The sequence below is a fragment of the Mycolicibacterium austroafricanum genome (assembly GCF_902705885.1).
Classification (GTDB): domain Bacteria; phylum Actinomycetota; class Actinomycetes; order Mycobacteriales; family Mycobacteriaceae; genus Mycobacterium; species Mycobacterium vanbaalenii_A.
On record NZ_CACSIP010000003.1, the window covers coordinates 127,552 to 146,807 of the forward strand.

A 19,256-nucleotide genomic window follows, 5' to 3' on the forward strand; every position below is an offset into this window, starting at 1 on the left:
GAAGCCAACCGACTCACCCGGGTGGGCGCAAAGCAGCAAACTCGTCGGTGACGCGGTAGCGCGCGTCGGTGAACCGGTACAGCGCCGCCGGTCGGCCCCCACTGCGTCCCGAGCGCGCCGTGGTGCCGGTCCTGGTGATGACGTGACGACGCTCGAGCACCCGCTGCAGGTTGGTGGCATCGACCTGGTGGCCGAGCGCGGCGCTGTAGATGTCGCGCAGTGTCGACAGCACGAATTCTGCTGGCGCGAGGGCGAATCCGATGTTGGTGTAGGAGAGTTTGGCGACCAGACGGTTGTGTGCGTGCTCGACCATCGGGCCGTGGTCGAACGCCATCGGCGGCAGCTCGCTGACCGGGTGCCACCGGGTGTCGGCGGGCAGTTCCGGGGTGGCGGGGGAGGGCACCAGCCCGAGGAACGTCGACGCGATGGTCCGTCGCTGCGGCACCCGATGCGGGTCGGAGAACACCGCGAGTTGCTCGAGGTGGGCCAGTTCGCGCAGATCGACCTTTTCGGCGAGTTGGCGCCGGACCGAGCTCGTCAGGTCCTCGTCGTCACCGAGGCGGCCCCCCGGCAGCGACCACTTCCCGCGTTCGGGGCTCAGGGCGCGCTGCCACAACAGCACATGAAGTGCGGGTTTGTGGCCGGCGCCGGATGCCCGGCCCTGTCGAACCTGGAACACCGCGGCCAACACTTCGTGGTCGGTGCTAATATGGGCCATGTTTTCGATTATAAGTCGAAAACCTCGAGGAAGTGAAGGAGGCGGCTATGACGGTGACCGAACAGATGCCCGCTGACCATCTGATGAGCCGCATCGTCGATGGTCCGGGGGGTTTCTCCGGCATCGACGGTGACGCGCAATGGGCCGCCGAGGTGCGCCGGCTCGTCGAGCTTCGCGGTGCGACGCTGCTGGCGCACAACTACCAGCTGCCTGCCATCCAGGATGTCGCCGACCACGTCGGGGACTCGCTGGCACTGTCGCGCATCGCCGCCGAGGCCCCCGAGGACACGATCGTGTTCTGTGGCGTGCACTTCATGGCCGAGACCGCCAAGATCCTCTCGCCGGCCAAGACCGTGCTGATCCCTGACCAGCGGGCAGGGTGCTCGCTGGCCGACTCGATCACCGCCGACGAGTTGCGTGCGTGGAAGGCTGAGTACCCCGATGCCGTCGTCGTTTCGTACGTCAACACCACCGCCGCCGTGAAGGCCGAGACCGACATCTGCTGCACCTCGTCCAACGCCGTTGATGTGGTGGCGTCGATCCCGGCGGACCGCGATGTGCTGTTCTGCCCGGACCAGTTCCTGGGCGCACATGTGCGCCGGGTCACCGGCCGGAAGAACCTGCACGTCTGGGCGGGCGAATGCCACGTGCACGCCGGCATCAACGGTGACGAGCTCGCCGATCAGGCTCGCACCCATCCCGACGCCGAACTGTTCGTCCATCCCGAGTGCGGGTGCGCCACATCGGCGCTCTACCTGGCGGGTGAAGGGTCCTTCCCCGAGGATCGGGTCAAGATCCTGTCCACGGGCGGAATGCTGGACGCCGCCCGGGAGACCGGTGCCCGCCAGGTTCTGGTGGCCACCGAGGTCGGGATGTTGCATCAACTTCGTCGGGCAGCGCCGGATGTGGATTTCCGGGCGGTCAACGAACGGGCCTCGTGCAGGTACATGAAGATGATCACCCCGGCTGCGCTGTTGCGCTGCCTGGTGGAAGGCGCCGACGAGGTGGACGTGGACGTGGATGTCGCCGCGGCCGCCCGGCGCAGCGTGACCCGGATGATCGAGATCGGGCAGCCTGGCGGTGGCGGGGAATGACCGCCGCCTGCGGCGGGGCCGCTCTGTGGAGGCAGCGCGCCGATGTCGTCGTCATCGGCACCGGGGTCGCGGGCCTTGCCGCCGCTCTTGCGGCGCATCGCCACGGCCGCAGGGTGGTGCTGCTGAGCAAGGGCGGTGAGACCGCGACGTTCTACGCCCAGGGCGGTATCGCCGTCGTGCTGCCCGACGCCTGTTACGGCACCGGCGATTCCATCGAAGCCCACGTCGCCGACACGCTGGCGGCGGGCGGCGGGCTGTGCGATGCCGAAGTGGTCCGTTCGATCGTCGCCGACGGACACCGTGCGGTGTCCGATTTGGTCTCCGCCGGTGCATGTTTCGACGAATCCGCGCCGGGCCGGTGGGCGGTGACCCGCGAGGGCGGGCACTCCCGCCGCCGCATCATCCACTCGGGCGGGGATGCCACGGGCGCCGAGGTGCAGCGTGCGTTGGACAGCGCCGCAACCACCCTCGACATCCGCAGGAACCATGTGGCACTGGAGCTGCTGGCGGAATCGGGCACCGTGACGGGCGTACTGGTGCTCAGCGACGACGGCCCCGGCGTCATCCACGCCCCGTCGGTCATCCTCGCGACCGGCGGTCTGGGCCACCTCTATGAGGCGACCACCAATCCCGAAGGGTCGACCGGCGACGGTGTGGCGTTGGCGATGTCGGCCGGCTTGGCTGTCGGTGACCTCGAGTTCATCCAGTTCCACCCGACCATGCTGTTCGACGGGCGCGGCAGTGGCCGCCGTCCCCTGATCACCGAGGCGCTGCGCGGCGAAGGCGCGAAGCTGGTCGACGCCCAGGGAGATTCGATCACCGAGGGCGTGCACCCGATGGGCGACCTGGCGCCCCGGGATGTGGTCGCAGCGGCGATCGAGACCCGGCTGGCCGAGTCCGGGGACCGGTGCGTGTATCTCGATGCCCGTCACGTCGCGGACGTGGCGACGCGTTTCCCCACCGTGACCGCGGCCTGTCTGGCGGTCGGGATTGATCCGGCACGCCAACCGATCCCGGTCGTTCCGGGCGCACACTACAGCTGCGGTGGGGTGCTGACCGATGTCTGCGGACGCACGGAGCTCGCGGGAGTGTTCGCCGCGGGCGAGGCGGCGCGGACCGGGATGCACGGCGCCAACCGGCTGGCGTCCAACAGCCTGCTCGAAGGTCTGGTGGTGGGCGGACGAGCCGGTGCTGCCGCAGCCCGGCATGCCGAGGTCGCGGGCCCGGGTCCGGTGGAGACCCCGGCACTGCCGGTACGGCCCGCGGTGGCCCGCGCCGACCTGCAACATGCCATGACCCGGTACGCTTCCGTCGTCCGCAGCGGTGATGGGCTGCGGCGGTTGCTCGACGTGCTGGCGGTGGCGACGCCGCGGGTGATCAAGTCGCGCAACGACTTCGAAGAAGCAGCCCTGACCGCTGTCGCCGGGGCGGTGGCCACCGCCGCGTTGGCCCGCACGGAGTCGCGGGGCTGTCATCACCGCTCGGACTTCCCGGACAGCGATCCGGCGCAGGCGTCCACCGCGGTGCGAGCAGGTGCGGTCGGCAGTCTCGCGCAGGCGGCGGTGAGTTGCTGATGATGCTCACCGAAGACGAGATCGCCGAGGCCCGCACCGTCATCACGCGGGCGCTCGAGGAGGACCTGCGCTACGGCCCGGATATCACCACCCTCGCCACAGTGCCTGCCGACGCATGGACCACGGCGTCGGTGGTGGCCAGGGAGCCGGGCGTGATCGCAGGCTCGGATCTTGCGCTGATGGTGTTCGACGAAGTGCTCGGCGTGGGTGGCTACCGTGTGAAACACCGGGTGCCGGACGGCACCCGCCTGGATGCCGGCGGCGCCGCGCTGACCGTGCACGCGCCGACACGAGGTCTGCTGACCGCTGAGCGCACCATGCTGAACGTGATGTGCCACCTTTCGGGCATCGCGACCACCACCGCAGCATGGGTGGATGCCGTGGCAGGAACGGGAGCGCAGATCAGGGACACCCGCAAGACCCTGCCCGGCCTGCGTGCACTGCAGAAGTACGCGGTGCGGGTCGGCGGCGGCGTCAACCACCGGATGGGGCTGGGGGACGCGGCGCTGATCAAGGACAACCATGTGGCCGCGGCCGGGTCGGTGGTCTCTGCGCTGCGTCAAGTCCGCGCTGCCGCTCCGGATGTGCCGTGCGAGGTGGAGGTCGACTCGCTGGAGGAACTCGACGACGTGCTCGCCGAGGGCGTGGAACTGGTGTTGCTGGACAACTTCCCGGTATGGCAGACGCAGATCGCGGCGCAACGCCGCGCTGCGCGATCTCCGGACACGAAACTGGAGTCCTCGGGCGGGCTGTCGCTGCCGAACGCCGCGGACTATGCGGGAACAGGCGTGGACTATTTGGCGGTGGGGGCGCTCACGCATTCGGTGCAGGTGCTCGACCTGGGGTTGGATCTGTAGCGTGACCCGTTCCTCGGCCCGCGGGGGCATGCTCGTCGTCACGCTCGGGGTGGCAGTGCTGGCGCTGGGTTTGGCTGTGTTCGCGCTGGTGCGCCCCACCGGCACGCAGCCGCAATACACCGACGCCCAGCGCAGCGACGCCGAGACCGCGATCTGTGCGGCATTCCAGACCGTGCGTACCGGGGTGGAGACGAACACGAACCGGCAACCGCCGGGCGGCGCCGACGACATCGGCGGTGCGCTCGCGGTAGCCGCCAACGCCAGGGTGGCGCTTTACGACGGCGGGCAGTACCTGCTCGCCCGTCTGGACCCGGCGACCCCCGCAGACCTCGCAGACCAGATCCGGAAGTTCGGCAACCAGCTGATGGACATCGGCGCCGCCGCGACCGCGGGTGTGCCCAACACCGATCCGGCGCAGTCCGACCGGCTCGAGCAGGCCGAGGCCACCGGCGACGTCATCACCGGTCTGTGCGGCTAGCGTGACGCGGTGAAGGCCGAACCGTCGATCAGGCCGTGGCCGGTCCCCGCCGAAGCAGCGCCAGCACCACGGCGGCCGTTGCGAACAGGCCGGAGAACACCCGATTGAGCATCGTCTGCTGCCGCGGAGTTCGGAGCCACACCAGTAACCGCACCGACAGCGCGGCGTAACACCCCATCACGACCAGATCAACAGCCACCATCGTGACCCCGATGGCAAGGTACTGGGGCACGAGCGGTGCCGTGGGAACCACGAACTGCGGCATCACCGCCAGAAAGAACAGCAGGCCTTTCGGGTTCGTGGCATTCACCAGAAATCCTCGCGCCAGCAGCGATGTGCGGCGGGCGTCGACGGCTCGGTGCACCTGGGCATCGAGGTCGAGTGGGGCGCTGCGCCACTGCCGGACCGCCAGATAGGCCAGATACGCCACACCCAACCATTTGATGACGGTGAAGGCCAGAATGGAATTCACCACTGCGGCGCCCAACCCGACTGCGACCAGCGTCAGCTGCAACATGAGCCCCACTTCGAGGCCGACGATGCTCCAGTACCCGCGCTTGACTCCGTGCGTCAGGCCGGTGGCCATCGATTGGATGGCGCCGGCCCCCGGCGACACCGCGATCACGATGGCTGCGCCGAAGAACGCCAGCCACATCTGCCAGGTCATGGAGCGATATCGGCGACGAAGACCCCGGAGCGTTTGGCGAGGCTCTGGGCCACTCGGGGCAGCGAGGCGTCGACTGTGCCGGCAGGGAGCACCCGCGGATGGATCAGGTGCAGCGTTTTCTTGCCGATCTGGATGTCCGCCTCACCGGCTGCGAGCACGTTCTTGACCCAGTTGGTCTTGCCGTGCGCCAAACCGATCGCCAGCACCTGTCCTTTTCGGTACGGCGTGACGATGGTCTCGTAGTCCTTGCCTGACGTACGTCCCCGGTGCTTGATCACACCGAGCCCAGGCATCCGTTTGGAGAGCGGCCGAAGTAGCGGGTTGATGTATTTGATCTGCAGCCTTTCGAACCACGGCGGAAAGATCATCGGCACGCCTGGTGCGTTGTTGGGGTGGTCGCTCCTGCTTGGCCGATCGGACATGACGTCGCCTCCGATACCGATTTGTGCTGCTCTGGGACAATGGTCAGCGTGAATGTATCTCCAGGGCTCATGCGGCGCATCGATCTGCGTGGGACCACGCTGTCGGTCGCCCGGCTGCGGGGTGCGCTGCCACGGGGCGGCGTCGACGTCGACACCGTCGTTCCCAAGGTCAGGCCCATCGTCGACGCGGTCGTGCAGCGGGGCGCCGAGGCGGCCCTGGAATACGGTGCGTCCTTCGACGGGGTCCGACCCTCGCAGGTCCGGGTGCCCGCCGCGCAGCTCACCGCGGCGTTGACCGAACTGGACCCCGACGTCCGGACCGCGCTCGAGGTCGCGATCGACCGCGCCCGCGCGGTGCACGCCGACCAGCGCCGCACCGACACCACCACCACGCTGGCGCCCGGCGCCACCGTCACCGAGCGGTGGGTGCCGGTCGAGCGGGTCGGCCTGTACGTCCCCGGCGGAAACGCCGTCTATCCGTCCAGCGTGGTGATGAACGTGGTGCCCGCGCAGACGGCCGGGGTGCAGTCGCTGGTGATCGCCAGTCCGCCGCAGGCCTCCGGTGCTGGATCCTTCAAAGGCCTGCCCCATCCGACGATCCTGGCGGCCGCCGCGCTGCTCGGGGTCGACGAGGTGTGGGCGGTCGGCGGCGCGCAGGCCGTCGCGCTGCTCGCCTACGGTGGCACCGACACCGACGGTGTCACCGAGCTCGCACCGGTGGACATGATCACCGGGCCCGGCAACATCTACGTCACCGCGGCCAAGCGGATCTGCCGGTCCCAGGTCGGCATCGACGCCGAAGCCGGCCCGACCGAGATCGCCATCCTGGCCGACCACACCGCCGATCCGGTGCACGTGGCGGCGGATCTGATCAGCCAGGCCGAGCACGACGAGATGGCCGCCAGCGTCCTGGTCACCGACAGCCCCGAGCTGGCCGATGCCACCGACCGCGAGCTCGCCCACCAGCTGGAGACCACCGTGCACCGCGAGCGCGTGACGGCCGCGCTGAGCGGGCAGCAGTCGGCGGTGGTGCTCGTCGACGACATCGACAGCGGGGTGCGCACCGTGAATGCCTATGCCGCCGAGCATCTGGAGATACAGACCGCCGCAGCGGCCGACGTCGCGAACCAAATCCGTTCGGCCGGAGCCATCTTCGTCGGCGCGTGGTCGCCGGTGAGCCTGGGGGACTACTGCGCGGGGTCCAACCACGTGCTGCCCACCGCCGGATGCGCCAGGCACTCCAGTGGCTTGTCGGTGCAGACGTTCCTGCGGGGCATCCACGTTGTCGACTACACGGAGGCGGCGCTCAAGGACGTCGCGGGCCACGTGGTCACGCTGGCGAAGGCCGAGAACCTGCCAAGCCACGGTGAGGCCGTGCGGCGGAGGTTCGAGCGGTGATGCGCGAGATCACCCTGGCCGACCTGCCGTTGCGCGACGATCTGCGGGGCAAATCGCCCTACGGCGCGCCGCAACTGGCCGTCCCCGTCCGGTTGAACACCAACGAGAACCCCCACCCGCCGACGCCGACGTTGATCGACGACATCGCCGATTCGGTACGTGCGATCGCCGGCGAGTTGCACCGCTATCCCGACCGCGATGCGGTGGCGCTGCGCACCGACCTCGCCGCCTACCTCAGCGCCCAGACCGGGACCGCGGTGGGCGTCGAGAACATCTGGGCGGCAAACGGTTCCAACGAGATCCTGCAGCAGCTACTGCAGGCGTTCGGAGGTCCGGGCCGCAGCGCGATCGGTTTTGTGCCGTCCTACTCGATGCACCCGATCATCTCCGACGGCACCCAGACGGCCTGGGTGACCGCACACCGTGACGACGATTTCAGCCTCGATCCCGGGGTGGCCGCGCAGGCGATCAAGGAGCACCACCCCGACGTCGTGTTCGTCGCCAGTCCCAACAACCCGTCGGGGCAGAGCGTCTCGCCGGACGATCTGCGCCAACTGCTCGACGTCATGGACGGTGGCGTGCTGATCGTCGACGAGGCCTACGGCGAGTTCTCCTCACAGCCGAGCGCCGTCGGCCTCCTCGAGGAGTACCCGGCCAGGCTCGTCGTGACCCGAACCATGAGCAAGGCGTTCGCCTTCGCCGGGGGCAGGTTGGGGTATCTGATCGCGGCCCCGGCCGTCATCGACGCGATGCTGCTGGTGCGGTTGCCGTACCACCTGTCGTCGGTGACCCAGGCCGCAGCCCGGGCCGCACTGCGCCACGCCGACGACACCCTGGGAAGTGTCGCGGCCCTGATCGCCGAACGCCACCGGGTGTCGGAAGCATTGACCGGCATGGGTTTCCGGGTCATCCCGAGTGATGCGAACTTCGTGCTGTTCGGAGAGTTCGCCGACGCATCGGTCACCTGGCAGCGTTACCTCGACGACGGTGTGCTGATCCGCGACGTCGGGCTCCCCGGATACCTGCGCACCACCATCGGCCTGGCCCACGAGAATGACGCGCTGCTGGCCGCCAGCGCCCGAATAGGAGCATCGTGACTCAGTCTCAGTCCGAACCCGTCCGCGCCACCCGTCGCGCCCGGATCGAACGCAAGACCAGGGAATCCGACATCGTCGTCGAACTCGACCTCGACGGCACCGGCAACGTCAGCGTCGAGACCGGGGTGCCGTTCTTCGACCACATGCTCACCTCGCTGGGCAGCCACGCCAGCTTCGACCTGATGGTCAAGGCCGTCGGGGACATCGAGATCGAGGGCCACCACACCATCGAGGACACCGCGATCGTGCTGGGCCAGGCGCTCGGGCAGGCCTTGGGTGACAAGACGGGGATCCGCCGTTTCGGGGACGCGTTCATCCCGATGGACGAGACGCTGGCCCACGCCGCCGTCGACGTCTCCGGGCGGCCCTACTTCGTGCACACCGGTGAACCGGAGTACATGGTGGAGTTCACCATCGCAGGGTCCGCGGCGCCGTATCACACCGTGGTCAACCGCCACGTCTTCGAGTCGCTGGCCTTCAACGCCCGCATCGCGCTGCATGTGCGCACCCTCTACGGACGCGACCCGCACCACATCACCGAGGCCCAGTACAAGGCGGTGGCCCGCGCACTCCGTCAGGCGGTCGAGTACGACGCCCGCGTCACCGGTGTGCCGTCAACCAAAGGTACACTGTGACAAAGAAACTCGTCGTGCTGGACTACGGGTCGGGCAACCTGCGTTCGGCGCAACGGGCGCTGCAGCGTGTTGGTGCCGACGTCGAGGTGTCCGCCGACCCGGCGGCCGCGATGGCCGCCGACGGCCTCGTGGTGCCAGGGGTGGGAGCCTTCGAGTCGTGCATGACGGGGCTGCGCAAGATCGGCGGGGAGAAGATCATCGCCGACCGACTGGCAGCCGGACGTCCCGTGCTCGGGGTGTGCGTGGGGATGCAGATTCTGTTCGCCCGCGGCGTCGAGTTCGGCATCGAGACGACCGGTTGCGGGCAGTGGCCCGGCGCGGTCATCCGCCTGGATGCCCCGGTGATCCCGCACATGGGATGGAACGTCGTCGATGCGCCCAGCGGCAGTGTGCTGTTCGACGGGATGGACGCCGACACCCGCTTCTACTTCGTGCACTCTTATGCGGCGCAGTTGTGGGAAGGCGATCCCGACGCGCTGTTGACCTGGGCCACCCACGAGGTGTCGTTCCTGGCTGCGGTCGAGGACGGCCCATTGGCCGCCACCCAGTTCCACCCGGAGAAGAGCGGTGACGCCGGTGCCCATCTGCTGTCGAACTGGATGAAGGCGCTAAATTGACCAGCGTGAACGCCACGGTGAATGCGACCACCCCCACGCTGATCCTGCTGCCCGCCGTCGACGTGGTCGACGGACGTGCGGTGCGTCTGGTGCAGGGCCAGGCCGGCAGCGAGACCGAGTACGGCTCGGCGCTCGACGCCGCGATGACCTGGCAGCGTGACGGTGCCGAGTGGATCCATCTGGTGGACCTCGACGCTGCGTTCGGCCGGGGCTCCAACCGGGAACTGCTCGCCGAGGTCGTCGGCAGGCTCGACGTCGCTGTCGAACTGTCCGGGGGCATCCGGGACGACGAGTCGCTGGCAGCGGCGCTGGCCACCGGATGCGCGCGGGTCAACCTGGGCACCGCGGCGCTGGAGAACCCGCAATGGTGCGCCAAGGTCGTCGCCGAGCACGGCGAACGTGTGGCCGTCGGGCTCGACGTCAAGATCGCAGCAGGCGAGCACCGGCTCCGTGGTCGCGGCTGGGAGACCGACGGCGGCGATCTGTGGCCGGTGCTGGAACGCCTTGACCGCGAAGGCTGTTCGCGTTTCGTCGTCACCGACGTCACCAAAGACGGCACCCTCAACGGGCCGAATCTGGACCTGCTGACCAAGGTCACCGAGCGCACCGACGCCCCCGTCATCGCCTCCGGCGGGGTGTCCAGTCTGGACGATCTGCGCGCGATCGCCACCCTGACCGGCCGCGGGATGGAGGGTGCAATCGTCGGGAAAGCCCTGTACGCAGGACGATTCACGCTGCCGCAGGCACTGGCCGCGGTCACCACGTGACCGTCGACCTGGCCCCGTTGCTCGCCACCGCGGCCGACGTGCTCGATGCCGCGTCGACGCAGTTCATCGCGGGCCACCGGGCCGATTCCGCAGTCGCCAAGAAGGGCAACGACTTCGCCACCGAGGTGGATCTGGCCATCGAACGCCGGGTGGTCGCCGAGCTGACCCGGTTGACCGGCATCGGGGTGCACGGCGAGGAGTTCGGCGGCGAGCCGCTGGACTCCGAGTTGGTGTGGGTGCTCGACCCGATCGACGGGACGTTCAACTACGCCGCCGGCCTGCCGACGGCGGCGATGCTGCTGGGTCTGCTCGCCGACGGCGAGCCGGTGCTGGGACTGACCTGGTTGCCCTTCACCGGGCAGCGCTACACCGCGATGGTCGGGGAGCCGGTGCGTTGCAACGGCGAGGTGCTGCAGGCGCTGGCGCCCGCGGCGCTTTCTGATTCGGTGGTGGGGATCGGGACCTTCAACATCGATTCGCGCGGTCACTACCCGGGCCGGTACCGGATGGCCGTTCTGGAGGGGCTGAGCCGTGAGTGTTCGCGACTGCGGATGCACGGGGCGACGGGAATCGACCTCGCCTACGTCGCGGCCGGCATCCTCGGCGGGGCAATCAGTTTCGGCCACCATGTGTGGGACCACGCCGCCGGGGTGGCGCTGGTGCGGGCCGCAGGCGGGATCGTCACCGACCTCGCCGGTCGGCCGTGGACGGTGTCCTCGCCGTCGGCGCTGGTGGCGGCGCCCGGCGTGCACGAGCAGATGCTGGAGATCGTGCGAGCCGTCGGGGAGCCGGAGGACTACGCATGACGGCCGCCAGTGACGTTGCCACCCGGGTGATCCCGTGCCTGGACGTCGACGACGGACGAGTGGTCAAGGGAGTGAACTTCGAGAACCTGCGTGATGCAGGCGATCCTGTCGAACTCGCTGCCGCCTACGACGCCGAGGGCGCCGACGAGTTGACGTTCCTCGACGTGACGGCTTCATCGTCGGGCCGGGCCACCATGCTCGAGGTGGTCAGACGCACCGCCGAACAGGTGTTCATCCCCCTCACCGTCGGCGGTGGGGTCAGAACGGTCGCCGACGTCGACGTCCTGCTGCGCGCCGGGGCCGACAAGGTCGCGGTCAACACCGCGGCGATCGCACGTCCGGAGTTGCTCTCGGAGCTGTCCCGGCAGTTCGGCTCGCAGTGCATCGTGCTGTCGGTGGACGCCCGCACGGTACCCGAAGGGGGCGAGGCCACCACGTCGGGCTGGGAGGTGACCACCCACGGCGGTCGCCGCGGCACCGGCATCGACGCGATCGAATGGGCGGCCCGCGGCGCCGAGCTCGGGGTCGGTGAGATCCTGCTCAACTCGATGGACTACGACGGCACCAAGGCCGGTTTCGACCTGAAGATGCTGCGCGCGGTGCGGGGCGCGGTGTCGGTTCCGGTGATCGCCAGCGGCGGAGCGGGCGCCGTGGAACATTTTGCGCCCGCGGTTGTTGCAGGTGCCGACGCCGTCCTGGCCGCCAGCGTGTTCCACTTCCGGGAGCTGACCATCGGCCAGGTCAAGGCCGCGATGGCGGCCGAAGGGATTGTGGTGAGGTGACTGTGTCCGGGAGGGCGTGCATCGCGCCGAATTCCGATTTTTGGCGGGAAAGTGCGAGAGCGGCCCTACAAAAGTCGGATTTCGGCGTGCCAGGAGTAGGCCCGAGCGCTGGAACGGAAAGTCGGGGCGGTGCAGATGACTCTTGACAGCAAGATCGCGACGCGCCTCAAGCGCACCGCCGATGGCCTGTTCACCGCGGTGGTGCAGGAGCGCGGGACCGGTCAGGTGCTGATGGTGGCGTGGATGGACGACGACGCGCTGGCCCGCACGTTGGAAACCCGTGAGGCTACGTACTTTTCACGTTCCCGAGGGCAGCAGTGGATCAAAGGCGCGACCTCTGGGCACACCCAGCATGTGCACTCGGTGCGGCTGGACTGTGACGGAGACACGGTGCTGCTCGAGGTGGACCAGGTCGGCGGCGCCTGTCACACCGGCGACCACACCTGCTTCGACGCGGATCTGCTGCTGGCGCCGCAGGATCAGGCGGACTGACGCTGCCGCAGCACCTCGAGCGCCTTGTCGGCGTGGGTGTCCATGCTGAACTCGCTGGCGATCACCGCGAGCACGGTGCGGTCGGTGTCGATGACGAACGTCGTGCGCTTGACCGGCATCAGCTTGCCCAGCAGGCCCCGCTTGACCCCGAACTGCGTCGCCACCACCCCGTCGGCGTCCGACAGCAGGGGATAGTCGAAGCTCTGCTGCTCGGCGAACTTCGCCTGCTTGTCGACGGCGTCGGCGCTGATGCCCACCCGGCTGGCGCCCACGGCGGCGAACTCGGCGGCCAGGTCGCGGAAGTGACAGGCCTCCTTGGTGCAGCCCGGCGTCATCGCCGCAGGATAGAAGAACAACACGATCGGTCCGCTCGCCAGCAGTTCGGTCAGCGTCCGCGTCGTCCCTGTCTGGTCGGGTAGTTCGAAGTCGGACACCCGGTCACCCTGCTTGATGCGGTCCATGGTTCCCACCGTACGTCTGGGAGGATGGCACGGTGCAGACGACCGCCAACCTCGTCACGACCTCGCGTGAGGATTTCCGAGCGCTGGCCGCCGAGCATCGTGTGGTCCCGGTGACGCGCAAGGTGCTCGCCGACAGCGAGACACCGCTGTCGGCCTACCGCAAGCTGGCCGCGAACCGTCCCGGAACCTTCCTGCTCGAGTCGGCGGAGAACGGTCGCTCGTGGTCGCGGTGGTCGTTCATCGGCGCCGGCGCCCCATCCGCGTTGACGGTCCGCGACGGTGAGGCGGCGTGGTTGGGTGTCACCCCCAAGGACGCGCCGTCGGGGGGTGACCCGCTCGACGCGTTGCGCCAGACGCTGACGCTGCTGGAGACCGCGGCGCTGCCGGGGTTGCCGCCGCTGTCCTCCGGGCTGGTCGGGTTCTTCGCCTACGACCTGGTGCGCCGACTCGAGCGGCTCCCCGAGCTGACCGTGGACGACCTGGGTCTGCCGGACATGCTGCTGCTGCTGGCGACCGACGTCGCGGCCGTCGACCATCACGAGGGCACGATCACGCTGATCGCCAACGCCGTCAACTGGAACGGCACCGACGAACGTGTCGATTGGGCCTACGACGACGCGGTGTCCAGGCTCGAGGTGATGACCGCCGCGCTGGCCGAGCCGCTCAAGTCGACGGTGGCGACGTTCAGCAGGCCCGCGCCGCAGCACCGCTCGCAACGCACGGTCGAGGAGTACACCGAGATCGTCGACAAGCTTGTCGGTGACATCGAGGCAGGCGAAGCCTTTCAGGTGGTGCCGTCGCAGCGATTCGAGATGGACACCGCCGCAGATCCTCTCGATGTGTACCGGATGCTGCGGGTGTCCAATCCCAGCCCGTACATGTATCTGCTCAATGTCCCCGACCATGGTGGGGGACTGGACTTCTCGATTGTCGGGTCGAGCCCCGAGGCGCTCGTCACCGTCAAGGACAGACGCGCGACGACCCATCCGATCGCCGGTACCCGGTGGCGCGGGGACAGCGAGGAGGAGGATCTGCTGCTCGAGAAGGAGCTGCTGTCCGACGAGAAGGAACGCGCCGAGCACCTGATGCTCGTCGACCTCGGACGCAACGATCTGGGCCGGGTCTGCACGCCGGGCACGGTGCGGGTGGAGGACTACAGCCACATCGAGCGCTACAGCCACGTCATGCACCTGGTGTCCACGGTGACCGGGCTGCTGAACGACGACAGGACGGCCCTGGACGCCGTGACGGCGTGTTTTCCGGCCGGCACGCTGTCGGGAGCCCCCAAGGTTCGGGCAATGGAACTGATCGAGGAGGTCGAGAAGACTCGTCGCGGTCTCTACGGGGGCGTACTCGGCTACCTCGACTTCGCCGGCAACGCCGACTTCGCCATCGCGATCCGCACCGCGCTGATGCGTGACGGCACGGCCTACGTGCAGGCCGGTGGCGGTGTCGTCGCCGACTCCAACGGCCCCTACGAATACACCGAAGCCGCGAACAAGGCCCGGGCGGTGCTCAGCGCCATCGCCGCCGCCGAAACGCTGAGCGAACCGTGATCCGGATCGCGCAGCTGTCCCTGCTGCTCGCCGCGGTGGGACTGTGGGTGGCGTCGCGGCTGACGTGGGTCCAGATCACCTCGTTCGACGGTCTCGGGCATCCCAGGACCGCCGACCTGTCCGGGGCGGTCTGGTCCACGGCGCTGATCCCGCTGGCCCTGCTGGTCGCCGCGGCCGCCGTGGCCGCGTTGGCCGTGCGTGGCTGGCCGCTGCGGGTACTCGCGGTGCTGGTGGCAGCGGCCAGTGCCGGAATGGGCTATCTGGCGATCAGCCTGTGGGTGGTCGCCGACGTCGCGGTTCGTGCCGCCCAGCTGGCGGAGGTGCCGGTGGCCGACCTGCTGGGCACTCAACGGCACTACGGCGGCGCCGTCGTGACATTGGTCGCCGCAGTCCTGTCGCTGCTCGGATCCGTCCTGCTCATGCGGTCGGCGTCCGGCGCGCGGACCGAGGCGACGCGCTACACGCGTCGTCCGGCGCCCCCGTCGGACGAGCCGGCGGCCGCGATGTCGGAACGGATGCTCTGGGACGCCCTCGACGAGGGCTCCGATCCCACCCGGGACCCGGCCGATCCGGACAACAAGGGGCGGTGATCGACGGTGGCGTGGTGGCGACTACCCTTCGTTAGGAATCAGATGGCAGTCAGGGGAAGGGAAGCGAGACCTATGGGTTCGGCGTCCGTGCTCGACTCCATCCTCGAAGGAGTCCGTGCCGACGTTGCTGCTCGTGAGGCCGTCGTCAGCCTGGCCGAAGTCAAGGAGCAGGCGAAGGGCGCACGTAAGCCGCTCGACGTGATGGCTGCTCTGCGCGCCCCGGGGATCGGCGTGATCGCCGAGGTGAAAAGGGCCAGTCCGTCGCGTGGCGAGCTGGCTTCCATCGGTGACCCGGCGGAGCTCGCCCGAGCCTATGAGGACGGCGGCGCCCGGGTGATCAGCGTCCTGACCGAGGAACGTCGCTTCAACGGGTCGCTCGACGACTTGGACGCAGTGCGTGCAGCGGTGTCGATTCCCGTGCTGCGCAAGGATTTCATCATTCGGCCGTACCAGATCCACGAGGCACGTGCGCACGGCGCGGACATGCTCCTGCTGATCGTCGCCGCCCTGGATCAGCCGGTTCTGGTATCGCTGCTCGAGCGCACCGAATCGTTGGGCATGACGGCGCTGGTCGAGGTGCACACCGAGGAGGAGGCGGACCGCGCTCTACAGGCCGGCGCCTCCGTGATCGGGGTGAATGCGCGCGATCTCAAGACTCTCGAGGTCGACCGGGACTGCTTCGGGAGAATCGCGCCCGGTCTGCCCAGCAACGTCATCCGGATTGCCGAGTCGGGGGTGCGCGGCACCGCAGACCTGCTCGCCTACGCCGGTGCCGGCGCCGACGCGGTCCTGGTGGGCGAGGGGCTGGTCACCAGCGGTGACCCGCGCAGCGCTGTTGCCGACCTCGTCACCGCCGGTACGCATCCGTCGTGCCCGAAAACATCTCGTTAAGTGGCTGAGAACGCCGGCCCCGAACTGCCGCGCGCCAGTGCGGCTGTTGCCGAACCCACCACCCACGACCCCGACGCACGGGGGCACTTCGGTGTGTATGGCGGAAGGTATGTCCCCGAGGCGTTGATGGCCGTCATCGAGGAAGTGACCGCCGCCTACGAGAAGGCCCGCGGCGACCAGACGTTCCTCGATGAGCTCGATCGCCTGCAGCGGCACTACACCGGACGGCCGTCACCGATGTACGAGGCCGAACGCCTCAGCGAACACGCGGGCGGCGCCCGGATCTTCTTGAAGCGAGAAGACCTCAACCACACCGGATCTCACAAGATCAACAACGTCCTCGGGCAGGCTCTGCTTGCCCGGCAGATGGGTAAGACCAGGGTCATCGCCGAGACGGGCGCCGGTCAGCACGGGGTTGCGACGGCCACCGCGTGCGCGCTGATGGGTCTGGAGTGCGTGATCTACATGGGCGCGGTCGACACCGCGCGGCAGGCGCTCAACGTGGCCCGGATGCGGCTGCTGGGCGCGTCGGTGGTGGCAGTCGAATCGGGGTCCAAGACTCTCAAGGACGCGATCAACGAGACGTTCCGGGACTGGGTCACCAACGCCGACGACACCTATTACTGCTTCGGTACCGCGGCGGGTCCGCATCCGTTCCCGATGATGGTGCGCGACTTCCAGCGGGTGATCGGGCTCGAGGCACGAGCGCAGATGCTGGATCAGGCGGGCCGCCTGCCCGATGCGGTGGTCGCATGTGTGGGCGGCGGATCCAACGCGATCGGGATCTTCCATGCATTCCTCGACGACGCCGCGGTCCGGCTCATCGGTTACGAAGCGGCCGGAGACGGGGTCGAGACCGGCCGCCACGCGGCGACCTTCACCGGCGGGTCGCCGGGGGCGTTCCAGGGGTCGTATTCGTACCTGTTGCAGGACGAGGACGGCCAGACCATCGAATCCCACTCGATCTCTGCAGGTTTGGACTATCCGGGCGTCGGGCCCGAGCATGCGTTGCTGAAGGATGTGGGTCGGGCGCGCTACGAACCCATCACCGACACCGAAGCGATGGAGGCGTTGTCGTTGCTGAGCCGGGCGGAGGGGATCATTCCGGCCATCGAGTCGGCGCACGCTGTTGCCGGCGCACTGAAGCTGGGATCTGAACTCGGAGCAGGGGCCATCATTCTGGTGAACCTGTCCGGACGTGGGGACAAGGACGTCGAGACGGCGGCGAAGTGGTTCGGGCTGCTCGAGGGCGGAACGTGATGAGTCGGCTGGCAGGCCTTTTCGACTCGTGTCGCGCTGAGAACCGGTCCGCACTGATCGGTTACCTGCCCACCGGCTTTCCCGATGTGGAAACCTCCATCTCGGCGATGACCGCACTGGTCGAGTCCGGATGCGACCTGATCGAGGTCGGCGTTGCGTATTCCGATCCGGGAATGGACGGACCCACGATCGCCGCGGCGACGGAGGCGGCGTTGAGCGGCGGCGTCAAGGTTCGCGACGCGCTCACCGCGGTCGAAGCGATCAGCAACGCCGGTGGCCGCGCGGTAGTGATGACCTATTGGAATCTGGTGTTGCGCAAAGGAGTCGATACCTTCGCCCGCGACCTGGCGTCGGCCGGCGGGCTCGGGATGATCACCCCTGACCTGATCCCGGACGAGGCAGAGGAGTGGATCTCGGCATCGGAGGCACACGACCTGGACAGGATCTTCCTGGTGGCGCCGTCATCGACGCCGCAACGGTTGGCCGAGACGGTGCAGGCGTCTCGCGGGTTCGTCTACGCGGCGTCGACGATGGGTGTCACCGGCGCACGCGACGCGGTGTCGAACGCCGCCCCCGAACTCGTAAACCGGGTCAAGGCGATCTCGGACATCCCGGTCGGTGTCGGACTCGGAGTGCGGTCCCGCGAGCAGGCGGCCGAGATCGGCGCCTATGCCGACGGTGTCATTGTCGGTTCGGCGCTGGTGTCCGCCCTCAAAGACGGGATACCGGCACTGCGGTCCCTGACCGAGGAACTCGCTGACGGCGTGCGCCAGAGGATCACCGCGTGACCACGACGGTCCTCGCCTACATTCCGAGTCCGTCTCAGGGGGTCTGGCAACTCGGGCCCCTGCCGCTGCGTGCCTACGCACTGTTCATCATCGCCGGGATCATCGCCGCGTTGGTGATCGGTGACCGGCGTTGGGTGGCCAGGGGAGGCGAACCAGGCGTCATCTACGACGTGGCGTTGTGGGCGGTGCCGTTTGGTCTCATCGGTGGTCGGGTGTACCACGTACTCACCGACTGGACTACGTATTTCGGCGCAGACGGAGCAGGGTTCAGTGCCGCATTGCGGATATGGGATGGCGGCCTCGGTATCTGGGGCGCTGTTGCGTTCGGTGCGGTCGGTGCCTGGATCGCCTGTCGGCTGCGCGGGATACCGCTGCCCGCATTCGGCGACGCGATCGCGCCGGGAATCATTCTCGCCCAAGGGATCGGACGGCTCGGCAACTACTTCAACCAGGAACTCTACGGTCGGCCGACGACCCTTCCCTGGGGCTTGGAGATCTACGAGCGGCGTAACGCCAACGGCGTGCTCGATTCGCTCAACGGGGTGTCGACCGGCGAGCTGATCGAAGTGGTCCATCCGACGTTCCTGTACGAACTGCTGTGGAATCTGCTGATCTTCGCGGCGTTGATCGTCATCGATCGCAGGTTCAGGATCGGGCACGGCCGACTGTTCGCGATGTATGTCGCGGGGTACTGCCTGGGCCGGTTCTGGATCGAACTGATGCGCAGCGACGCCGCGACGCTCATCGCCGGCGTTCGAGTCAACTCTTTCACCGCCACCTTCGTTTTCATCGGCGCGGTCGTGTACGTCATGGCTGCGCCCAAAGGCCGTGAAGACCCAGCGACCCTTTTGGGTAAATCGCCGGCGAAAGCCGACGAAGACACCGGTGTCGAGGACCTGGTCAAGGATGTCGCCGTGGCAGCGTCCACGACTGGTGTCGTCGCAGCGGCCAAGGTCGCTGCCGGGGAGGACGAGAAGCCGCCGCCCGATAAATCTGCCGATGCCGACGAGTCGGTGACTGGGGCTGTTGGTGGTGTGGGTTCGGTTGAGGGTGACGAGGTGGGTGAGGCCGCCGAGGGGGCCTCGCAGGCTCGCGATGCGGCGGTGGACGGTGAGGCGGATGCGGAGGCGTTGGTCGCTGAGGTGGGCGCTGAGGAACCCGAGGCCGAGGCGGACGCTGAAGAGGCGGAGGCCGAGGCGGACGCTGAAGAGGCGGACGCTGAAGATCCCGAGGTTGAGCTCGCCGCTGGGGAGCCCGAACCGGAATCTGAGTCTGAGGTTGAGCCGGAGTTGGTGACCGGGGCTGT

The 19,256-nt window shown here is 68.4% G+C and carries 22 protein-coding genes; 18 read left to right on the forward strand and 4 right to left on the reverse strand.

Features of this window, described 5'->3' with window-relative positions:
- Window positions 1–13: 13 nt before the first annotated feature.
- Complete coding sequence (locus tag BEMPMBAN_RS04055) at window positions 14–718, reverse strand: NUDIX hydrolase (protein WP_159229100.1); 705 nt, start codon at window positions 716–718, stop codon at window positions 14–16.
- A gap of 47 nt (window positions 719–765) precedes the next feature.
- Between BEMPMBAN_RS04055 and nadA the strand changes: the two genes are divergently transcribed.
- The 4 genes from nadA to BEMPMBAN_RS04075 are packed head-to-tail and all read left to right on the forward strand — an operon-like array spanning window position 766 to window position 4,721.
- On the forward strand, window positions 766–1,812 hold the full coding sequence (gene nadA / locus BEMPMBAN_RS04060) for a quinolinate synthase NadA (RefSeq protein ID WP_159229101.1): 1,047 nt from the start codon (window positions 766–768) through the stop codon (window positions 1,810–1,812).
- Window positions 1,809–3,386: an L-aspartate oxidase gene (locus tag BEMPMBAN_RS04065; protein WP_159229102.1), complete on the forward strand. Its 1,578-nt coding sequence runs from the start codon at window positions 1,809–1,811 to the stop codon at window positions 3,384–3,386. Before nadA ends, BEMPMBAN_RS04065 begins: the two co-directional genes overlap by 4 nt.
- Complete coding sequence (gene nadC / locus BEMPMBAN_RS04070) at window positions 3,386–4,243, forward strand: carboxylating nicotinate-nucleotide diphosphorylase (RefSeq protein WP_159229103.1); 858 nt, start codon at window positions 3,386–3,388, stop codon at window positions 4,241–4,243. Before BEMPMBAN_RS04065 ends, nadC begins: the two co-directional genes overlap by 1 nt.
- Before the next feature lie 28 nt (window positions 4,244–4,271).
- Window positions 4,272–4,721: a hypothetical protein gene (locus tag BEMPMBAN_RS04075; RefSeq protein ID WP_159229151.1), complete on the forward strand. Its 450-nt coding sequence runs from the start codon at window positions 4,272–4,274 to the stop codon at window positions 4,719–4,721.
- A 28-nt stretch (window positions 4,722–4,749) separates the two neighbouring features.
- Here BEMPMBAN_RS04075 and BEMPMBAN_RS04080 read toward each other — a convergent pair whose 3' ends face one another.
- Window positions 4,750–5,388, reverse strand: coding sequence for a LysE family transporter (locus BEMPMBAN_RS04080; protein ID WP_159229104.1), 639 nt, complete (start codon window positions 5,386–5,388; stop codon window positions 4,750–4,752).
- On the reverse strand, window positions 5,385–5,810 hold the full coding sequence (locus BEMPMBAN_RS04085) for a nitroreductase family deazaflavin-dependent oxidoreductase (protein ID WP_159229105.1): 426 nt from the start codon (window positions 5,808–5,810) through the stop codon (window positions 5,385–5,387). Before BEMPMBAN_RS04085 ends, BEMPMBAN_RS04080 begins: the two co-directional genes overlap by 4 nt.
- Window positions 5,811–5,849: 39 nt before the next feature.
- On the opposite strand from BEMPMBAN_RS04085, the gene hisD reads away from it, so the two are divergent.
- The 8 genes from hisD (at window position 5,850) to hisI (ending at window position 12,404) form a co-directional block, all read left to right on the forward strand.
- Window positions 5,850–7,208 (forward strand): histidinol dehydrogenase, encoded by a 1,359-nt coding sequence (gene hisD / locus BEMPMBAN_RS04090; RefSeq protein WP_159229106.1) that lies wholly within the window; start codon window positions 5,850–5,852, stop codon window positions 7,206–7,208.
- Window positions 7,208–8,305, forward strand: coding sequence for a histidinol-phosphate transaminase (locus tag BEMPMBAN_RS04095; RefSeq protein WP_159229107.1), 1,098 nt, complete (start codon window positions 7,208–7,210; stop codon window positions 8,303–8,305). The genes hisD and BEMPMBAN_RS04095 overlap by 1 nt, the downstream gene beginning before the upstream one ends.
- Entirely contained in the window at window positions 8,302–8,940 is a 639-nt protein-coding gene (gene hisB / locus BEMPMBAN_RS04100) for an imidazoleglycerol-phosphate dehydratase HisB (protein ID WP_159229108.1), read from the forward strand. The genes BEMPMBAN_RS04095 and hisB overlap by 4 nt, the downstream gene beginning before the upstream one ends.
- Complete coding sequence (gene hisH / locus BEMPMBAN_RS04105) at window positions 8,937–9,557, forward strand: imidazole glycerol phosphate synthase subunit HisH (RefSeq protein ID WP_159229109.1); 621 nt, start codon at window positions 8,937–8,939, stop codon at window positions 9,555–9,557. The genes hisB and hisH overlap by 4 nt, the downstream gene beginning before the upstream one ends.
- A gap of 38 nt (window positions 9,558–9,595) precedes the next feature.
- Window positions 9,596–10,324, forward strand: coding sequence for a bifunctional 1-(5-phosphoribosyl)-5-((5-phosphoribosylamino)methylideneamino)imidazole-4-carboxamide isomerase/phosphoribosylanthranilate isomerase PriA (gene priA, locus BEMPMBAN_RS04110; RefSeq protein ID WP_200845869.1), 729 nt, complete (start codon window positions 9,596–9,598; stop codon window positions 10,322–10,324).
- On the forward strand, window positions 10,321–11,130 hold the full coding sequence (locus tag BEMPMBAN_RS04115) for an inositol monophosphatase family protein (protein WP_159229110.1): 810 nt from the start codon (window positions 10,321–10,323) through the stop codon (window positions 11,128–11,130). Before priA ends, BEMPMBAN_RS04115 begins: the two co-directional genes overlap by 4 nt.
- The gene (gene hisF / locus BEMPMBAN_RS04120; protein ID WP_159229111.1) at window positions 11,127–11,912 is read left to right on the forward strand and encodes an imidazole glycerol phosphate synthase subunit HisF; all 786 of its coding nucleotides are present in this window, start codon (window positions 11,127–11,129) and stop codon (window positions 11,910–11,912) included. The genes BEMPMBAN_RS04115 and hisF overlap by 4 nt, the downstream gene beginning before the upstream one ends.
- Window positions 11,913–12,047: 135 nt before the next feature.
- Window positions 12,048–12,404: a phosphoribosyl-AMP cyclohydrolase gene (gene hisI / locus BEMPMBAN_RS04125; RefSeq protein WP_159229112.1), complete on the forward strand. Its 357-nt coding sequence runs from the start codon at window positions 12,048–12,050 to the stop codon at window positions 12,402–12,404.
- On the opposite strand, the gene BEMPMBAN_RS04130 is transcribed toward hisI, so the two are convergent.
- Window positions 12,392–12,865: a peroxiredoxin gene (locus BEMPMBAN_RS04130; protein WP_159229113.1), complete on the reverse strand. Its 474-nt coding sequence runs from the start codon at window positions 12,863–12,865 to the stop codon at window positions 12,392–12,394. The genes hisI and BEMPMBAN_RS04130 overlap by 13 nt on opposite strands.
- A gap of 32 nt (window positions 12,866–12,897) precedes the next feature.
- Between BEMPMBAN_RS04130 and BEMPMBAN_RS04135 the strand changes: the two genes are divergently transcribed.
- The 6 genes from BEMPMBAN_RS04135 to lgt all read left to right on the forward strand — a co-directional run.
- Entirely contained in the window at window positions 12,898–14,421 is a 1,524-nt protein-coding gene (locus BEMPMBAN_RS04135; protein WP_159229114.1) for an anthranilate synthase component I, read from the forward strand.
- Window positions 14,418–15,011 (forward strand): TIGR02234 family membrane protein, encoded by a 594-nt coding sequence (locus tag BEMPMBAN_RS04140; RefSeq protein ID WP_159229115.1) that lies wholly within the window; start codon window positions 14,418–14,420, stop codon window positions 15,009–15,011. The genes BEMPMBAN_RS04135 and BEMPMBAN_RS04140 overlap by 4 nt, the downstream gene beginning before the upstream one ends.
- Before the next feature lie 72 nt (window positions 15,012–15,083).
- Window positions 15,084–15,902 (forward strand): indole-3-glycerol phosphate synthase TrpC, encoded by an 819-nt coding sequence (trpC, locus tag BEMPMBAN_RS04145; protein ID WP_159229116.1) that lies wholly within the window; start codon window positions 15,084–15,086, stop codon window positions 15,900–15,902.
- Complete coding sequence (trpB, locus tag BEMPMBAN_RS04150) at window positions 15,903–17,162, forward strand: tryptophan synthase subunit beta (protein WP_159229117.1); 1,260 nt, start codon at window positions 15,903–15,905, stop codon at window positions 17,160–17,162.
- Window positions 17,162–17,950 (forward strand): tryptophan synthase subunit alpha, encoded by a 789-nt coding sequence (gene trpA, locus BEMPMBAN_RS04155; RefSeq protein WP_159229118.1) that lies wholly within the window; start codon window positions 17,162–17,164, stop codon window positions 17,948–17,950. Before trpB ends, trpA begins: the two co-directional genes overlap by 1 nt.
- On the forward strand, window positions 17,947–19,256 hold a 1,310-nt coding region (gene lgt / locus BEMPMBAN_RS04160), incomplete at its 3' end, for a prolipoprotein diacylglyceryl transferase (RefSeq protein ID WP_159229119.1). The genes trpA and lgt, both read left to right, overlap by 4 nt.